The organism is Streptomyces sp. MBT53 (assembly GCF_016654115.1).
GTDB lineage: Bacteria > Actinomycetota > Actinomycetes > Streptomycetales > Streptomycetaceae > Streptomyces.
On record NZ_JAEQAZ010000346.1, the window covers coordinates 1 to 6075 of the forward strand.

8 protein-coding genes are annotated in these 6075 nt (G+C 71.1%); 7 read left to right on the forward strand and 1 reads right to left on the reverse strand.

The window, feature by feature from the left end; all coding sequences use genetic code 11:
* The 6 genes from JHN45_RS50390 to JHN45_RS50415 form a co-directional block, all read left to right on the forward strand.
* A partial coding sequence (locus tag JHN45_RS50390) for a carbohydrate ABC transporter permease (protein WP_201056179.1) occupies positions 1–812 on the forward strand: 812 nt, incomplete at its 5' end.
* Complete coding sequence (locus tag JHN45_RS50395; RefSeq protein ID WP_201056180.1) at positions 809–1495, forward strand: bifunctional 4-hydroxy-2-oxoglutarate aldolase/2-dehydro-3-deoxy-phosphogluconate aldolase; 687 nt, start codon at positions 809–811, stop codon at positions 1493–1495. The genes JHN45_RS50390 and JHN45_RS50395, both read left to right, overlap by 4 nt.
* Positions 1492–2466: a sugar kinase gene (locus JHN45_RS50400; protein ID WP_201056181.1), complete on the forward strand. Its 975-nt coding sequence runs from the start codon at positions 1492–1494 to the stop codon at positions 2464–2466. The genes JHN45_RS50395 and JHN45_RS50400 overlap by 4 nt, the downstream gene beginning before the upstream one ends.
* A gap of 41 nt (positions 2467–2507) precedes the next feature.
* On the forward strand, positions 2508–3596 hold the full coding sequence (locus JHN45_RS50405) for a lactonase family protein (RefSeq protein WP_201056183.1): 1089 nt from the start codon (positions 2508–2510) through the stop codon (positions 3594–3596).
* A 63-nt stretch (positions 3597–3659) separates the two neighbouring features.
* Positions 3660–4238 (forward strand): hypothetical protein, encoded by a 579-nt coding sequence (locus JHN45_RS50410; RefSeq protein ID WP_201056185.1) that lies wholly within the window; start codon positions 3660–3662, stop codon positions 4236–4238.
* Positions 4235–4684 carry a DUF5959 family protein gene (locus tag JHN45_RS50415; RefSeq protein ID WP_201056187.1) on the forward strand — a complete coding sequence of 150 codons (450 nt, stop codon included), beginning with the start codon at positions 4235–4237 and terminating at the stop codon, positions 4682–4684. The genes JHN45_RS50410 and JHN45_RS50415 overlap by 4 nt, the downstream gene beginning before the upstream one ends.
* Positions 4685–4750: 66 nt before the next feature.
* Here the strand turns inward: JHN45_RS50415 and JHN45_RS50420 are convergent, their stop codons facing one another.
* A complete protein-coding gene (locus tag JHN45_RS50420) occupies positions 4751–5563 on the reverse strand; it encodes a TetR/AcrR family transcriptional regulator (protein ID WP_268982491.1) in 813 nt (270 codons plus the stop codon).
* A gap of 66 nt (positions 5564–5629) precedes the next feature.
* Between JHN45_RS50420 and JHN45_RS50425 the strand changes: the two genes are divergently transcribed.
* The gene (locus JHN45_RS50425; protein WP_201056189.1) at positions 5630–5998 is read left to right on the forward strand and encodes a hypothetical protein; all 369 of its coding nucleotides are present in this window, start codon (positions 5630–5632) and stop codon (positions 5996–5998) included.
* Positions 5999–6075 lie beyond the last annotated feature (77 nt).

The following is a 6075-nucleotide window of genomic DNA, read 5'->3' on the forward strand; positions in this document are numbered from 1 at the left end:
GGCTCGCCACCGCCCTCGGCACGACCGCGCTCACCCTCGGCACGGTCCTCTTCGTCCTGCCGTTCGTCTTCACCATCGTCACCTCGCTGCGCACGGCGGCCGACGTGGCGCGCTCCCCGCTGGGCATCCCGCACTCCTTCACCCTGAAGAACTTCACGCAGGCCTTCAGCCAGATCCACTACGGCACCAGCACCCTCAACACCCTTCTGATCACCGGGCTTTCGTGCGTCCTCATCACCGTGCTCGGCGCGCTCGCGGGCTACCCCCTGGGCCGGATCACGGCGGGCTGGTCGACGGCGGTGTACCGCCTCTTCATCCTCGGCACGTCGATCCCCGTGTTCGTCGTGGTCGCACCGCTGTACCTGCTGATGCGCGACCTGAACCTGCTGGACACCTACGCGGGCGTCGTCCTCATCTACACCGCGATCAACCTGCCGCTCGCCGTGTTCTTCTACACCAGCTTCATCCGGCAGATCCCGGCCGACCTGGAGGAGGCGGCGGCCCTCGACGGCTGCGGCGCGCTGCGCACCTTCTTCGTCGTCATCCTGCCTCTCCTCCGCCCGGTCACCAGCACCTTGTTGACGTTCATCGCGCTCCAGATCTGGAACGACCTGCTGGTCCCCCTCGTGTTCCTCCAGGACCCGGGCAAGCGCACCGTCATGGTGAACGCGTACTCCTTCATCGACCCGCACACCGTCCAGCCGACCACCCTCTTCCCGGCCGCGCTGCTGGGTGTGCTGCCCCTCCTGGTCATCTTCATCTTCTTCCAGCGCCAGATGGTCGCCGGAATGTCGGCGGGAGCGGTCAAATGACGGACCATCAGCTTCTACGGCCCCTGCTCACACCCCAGTTGGCCAGTACCCGGGTGATGGCCATCCTCAGGTCGGCCGACGCCTCCGCGCTGCCCGCCGCGGCCCGTGCCCTCGCGGCCGGCGGGATCACCTGCCTGGAGGTCACCCTCACCACCGCCGGTGCGCTCGACGCGATCGCCCGTATCAAGGACGAACTCGGCGCCGGGGTCTCGGTCGGCGCCGGTACGGTCCTCACCACGGCCGACACCCGGGACGCGCTGGCGGCGGGCGCCGAGTTCCTGGTCTCCCCGAACGTCGAACCGGACGTCATCCACGACGCCGCCGACCAGGACGTCCCCTTCTACCCGGGAGCGTGGACGGCGACCGAGGTGATCACCGCCTGGCGGGCCGGCGCGGCGGCCGTGAAACTCTTCCCCGCCTGCACCGGAGGCCCCACCCATCTGCGCCAACTCCGCGCCCCGCTGCCGCACATACCGCTCATGGCGGTCGGCGGCGTCGACCTCGAAGCGGCCGGACAGTACATGGCGGCGGGCGCACTCGCCGTCGGCGTCGGCTCCCCGTTGCTGCGCGACGCCGACCGGGACCCCACCCCCGAGGCGCTGAACGCCCTCACGGCCCGGGCCCGCGCACTGCTGGAGACGGTCAGGCCCGACACCGGGCCCAAGGAGAAGAACCCCCTGTGAACACCCGTAAGTCTGCTGTCGAGAAGGACGAGCCCTACCTCGTCACCGTGGGCGAGACCCTGGGCGTCCTGTCCGCCGCCGGTCCCGGCCCGCTCACCCTGGGCACCACCCTGCGCCTCGGCATCGCCGGCGCCGAGTCCAACGTGGCGATCGGCGTGAGTCGCCTGGGCGGCAAGGCCACTTGGATCGGCCGCGTGAGCGAGGACGAGCTGGGTGAGCTGGTGCTGCGCGAACTCCGGGCGGAAGGGGTGACCGCCGTGGCCGTACGCGACGCGGCACCGACGTCCCTTCTCCTCAAGGAGAGACGCACCAGCACGCACCACCGGATGCGCTACTACCGCACGGCGACGGCGGGCGTCCGCCTGGCCCCCGAGGACATCCCGGAGGAGGTGGTGGCGGGGGCGTCGGTCCTCCACATCACCGGCATCACACCGGCGTTGGGCGAGGGACCGGCGCGAGCGGTCCGCCGGGCGGTGGACATCGCCCGCGAGGCGGGGGTGTTGGTGTCCCTCGACATCAACTTCCGTTCCCTGCTGTGGAACGAGGACGAGGCGCGGGAGGCGGTTCTCCCCCTCCTCCACGACAGCGACCTGGTGTTCGCGGGCCCGCACGAGGCGCGGCTCGCGGTGCCGGACCGCCACGAACCCGAGGAACTGGCCAAGGGAATCTGCGAGTTGGGCCCCTCCGGCGCCGTGATCAAGCTGGGCGCGGAGGGAGCCTTCGCGCTCCTCGACGGCCGCCCGCACCGCCAACTCGCGCTGCCCGCCCGGGTGTACGACTCGGTCGGCGCCGGGGACGCCTTCGTGGCGGGCTACTTGGCCGAGCTGCTGGCCGGCGCACCGGCAGCGGTCCGGCTCGACACGGCCGCCCGGGTCGGCGCGTTCGCGGTCGGCACGGAGGGCGACTGGGAGGGCCTGCCGCGCCGGGGCGAACTCCCGCTGCTGGACCACCACGACGACGTACTCCGCTGATGTACTCCGCCGACGCAATCCACTGAGGAACTGAGCGCTCAATGACAAGTACAGGTACAAGTGCAGATACAAGTACCGGTATCGCAGGGCACGTTGACGTCCTGACGGGTTCGTACACACCGGACACGGGTGGTGAGGGCGTCGGCCTGACGGCGCTGCGGCTCACCCCGGACGACGGTGTTCTGAGCGTGGTGGACGCGGTGGCGGCGAGCGGCGCGTCGTTCCTGGCCGCCCACCCGACGCTCCCCGTCGTCTACACGACGCACGAGTCGATGCCGGGCGCGGTGAGCGCGTTCGGTCTCCGGGAGGGCGCCGCGCCCGTGCCGCTGGGGGCGCCCCTGACCAGCGGCGGCGCGAACCCGTGCCACCTGACGGTCCACCCGGGCGGCGACTTCCTCCTCACCGCCAACTACGGCACGGACACGCTGCCCGGCACGGTGGCCGTACACCGCCTGGACGCGGACGGCCGGCTCTCGGACCTCACGGACGTGGTCGAGCACAAGGGTTCGGGCCCGGTGACCGGCCGCCAGGAGGGCACCCACGCCCACCAGGTCCTCGTCGACCCGGCGGGCCGTTACGTCCTGGCCACGGACCTGGGCGCCGACACGGTGTTCACGTACCAACTGGACGTCGTCACCGGCACGTTGAAGCCGGTGGCGACATCCCAACTCCGCCCCGGCTCGGGCCCCCGCCATCTCGCGTTCACCCCGTCCGGCGACCTGGTGCTCAGCGCGGACGAGCTCTCCTCCACGGTGACGTGCCACCACTACGCCGCCGAGACGGGCACCCTGCACGAACTGTCCCGGGTGCCGGCAACGGCCGTAGCGGACATCCCCAACCAGCCCGCCGGCATTGTCACTTCGTCCTGTGGCCGCTACGTCTGGGTCACCAACCGGGGAGCGGACACGGTGGCGGCGTTCCGGCTCGCGGGCACGGTCCTCGAGCCGCTGGGCGAGGTCCCGAGCGGCGGAAGCTGGCCCCGAGGACTGACCTCGACGCCCGGGCGACTGCTGGTGGCGAATCAACACAGCGGGACGGTCGCGGTGTTGCCGGTGCGGGAGGACGGGACGCTGGGAGAGGCGGAGGTTGTGGTGGGGGTGGGTTCGGTGGTGTGCGGGCTGGTGGTGTGAGCGGCTGAGGCGCCGTTGAAAACAGCTGGTCCAAGTCCCGTCCCGCGCCTGACAATTCTCGGCGTGACAGACACGGAACCCGCCGAAGAAGAGACGCCGGAAGGGCTGCTGGGCTGGTGCCTGGTGGCCAATGTGTCGCGGGAGACCATGCGCGGCGAGGACGGTCTCGACATCCAGCACGGCACGAAGCACTTCCCGGTGGGCGCCCTGCTGTGGATCCCGCCCACGATCTGGGACCCCGGCCCGGGCCGCTGGCGCGCGGTCGGACGGCACAGGGGCAACGGCCGCCGGTACGTCAACATGGTCGTGCGCTCGGACGACCTGGAGAACTTCCGGGTCAAGGGTGTCTACAGCGAAGGTCTCGTCCGCAGCCTCAACGGCCACCACCACGACCCGGCCGCCCCGCGGACCCTGCAGGACCCGTGGACTCGCGAGCGGGCCCAGAGCTGGGCGGACGGCCAGAACGACCTCCGGGAGAGGATCGTCATCGACGGCCGGCGCCACCCGCAGATCCGCGTCCCCAACCCGCCGCCGGCGGAACTCGCGGTCGGCGGCGAGATCCTGCACCTCTCCCAGTACGGCATCAGGGGACCCCACTACAGCCGCATGCCTCCTCCCGTGGAATGGGTTCCCGAGACATGAGACGTGGCGTGGTGACCATGGGCGACAGCCCACCGAGGGAACTCATCTCCCTCGCCGACGACGAGGGGAACGGCGTCGCGGTCAACGTGCTGAGACACGACCCGAGTTGGGCCCCCGGGCTCGACGCCGAGATCGTCGTCAGGACCCCCTTCGTGTCCGGCCGTACCGACCTGGTTCTGTACGCGGCGAAGCTGGAGGCCTGGGCCACCGCGCTGGACCGGCTCGACGCCGGCGAGGACGTGGCGTGGATGAAGATGAGCAACGGGCCGACGATCTGGATCCACCTCACCGGCGAACGCGACTGCCCGGAGGTGGTCGTGGAGGACGAGTCCGGGTCCATGGTCACCGTGCGGGTCCCGATCGTCCCGCCGGACGACTGGATCGCCGATCACCGCCGACGGCTGCGCGAGGTGATGGACCACTGGGCTCCGATGCTGTCGGAGTAGGACGACCGCCCCGCCGACCACCCCGCTACCGCCCCGGCGCCGCCGCGGCCCCCGCCGGCATCCAGCTCAGGCCGAGTTCGAAGCCCGCCTCGGGTTCGTCGTTGTAGAGCAGCTCGCTGAAGCCCGTGTCCGCGAGGTGGGGGAGCTTGCCGGCGTCGATCGGGGTCCGGACGTATTCCGTGGTGGCGTCGCGGTGTCGGCGGCGGCCGTGGTGCGGCGGCGGATCCCGCCGGACAGTGCCGCCATGACGTGGCCGAGGGTGAAGGTGTCGACGGCGAGGATCAGCGCACGCCGGACGGCGCTGTCGGCGTCGAGTTCACGGACCGCGGCGGCCGACTCGTCCATGCGCTTCAGCGAGGCCGGCCCGATCGGGCACCCGGTGTCGCCGGTCGCGAGCAGCCAGGGGTGACGCGGGACGGCGGTGCTGTTGCACCTGGCGATCAGCCGCAGCGCCTCCCGCCAGTCGGCCGGAACCTCACCCACGAGCGTCTCCTCCGCCGCCGCGTCGTGCATGAGGTCGAGGAGGTCGTCCTTGCTGTCGAAGTGCGCGTAGAGACTCATCGGGCGAGCCTTCAACTCACCGGCGATACGCCGGATGGAGACGGCGTCGAGTCCCTCACCGTCGGCGACAGCCATCGCGGCCCGGACGATCCGCTCACGGGTCAGCGGCTGAGGCTTGGTCGCCCGCGCTGCCGCCCGCTCCGCTTCCCGCTCCGCCTCACGAATCCAGAACGGCTCGTCGTGCGGCGGCCACCGCCCGAACTGTCGCCGCCGCAGGGGCCGTAGCGCATGCCGCAGGCGTGGCCGCGGCCCGGGGCACCTAGGGCACCTACGCGACGGACACCGTCTCCGACCCCTACTACGTGGCCTTCTCGGCATTCGCCGAACACCCCGCCGATCAGCGCTACTTGGCCCAGAACGAGGTACTGCTCAAGTTGATCGGCGATGCGACGGGGACGGGCGGCCGATCCAACACCGACCGGCGCGGCCGGGAGCCCCGCGTCAAAGCGGCAGGTCGTCCGGCAGCACGCGGAACGCCTCAAGAACTACGCGGTGAAGAACGTCTCTTCCGCCGACCGTCACCAGCTCCTCACCTACATCGCCGGCTACACCGGCCCGGAGCATCCGCTCGCCCTCGTCGTCCACCCCGCGCCTGACGGCCCCACCGAGCGCGACCTTCGGATCGAGGGGCCGCGTGGCCGCATGGGCCTCATCAAGGTTCTGGGCCTCGACACCCGAACGGGCCCCGAAACCGCCGTAGCACCGCTGCGCAAGGCGATCACCGAGTTCGCCGCCTCCACCGCCCCGCTGTAACCGGCTTCCGCCACAGCACCGTCAGGACCACGAGTTGGTCACGTACGGTCGGCCACCCCCGGCAACACCTCCGCACA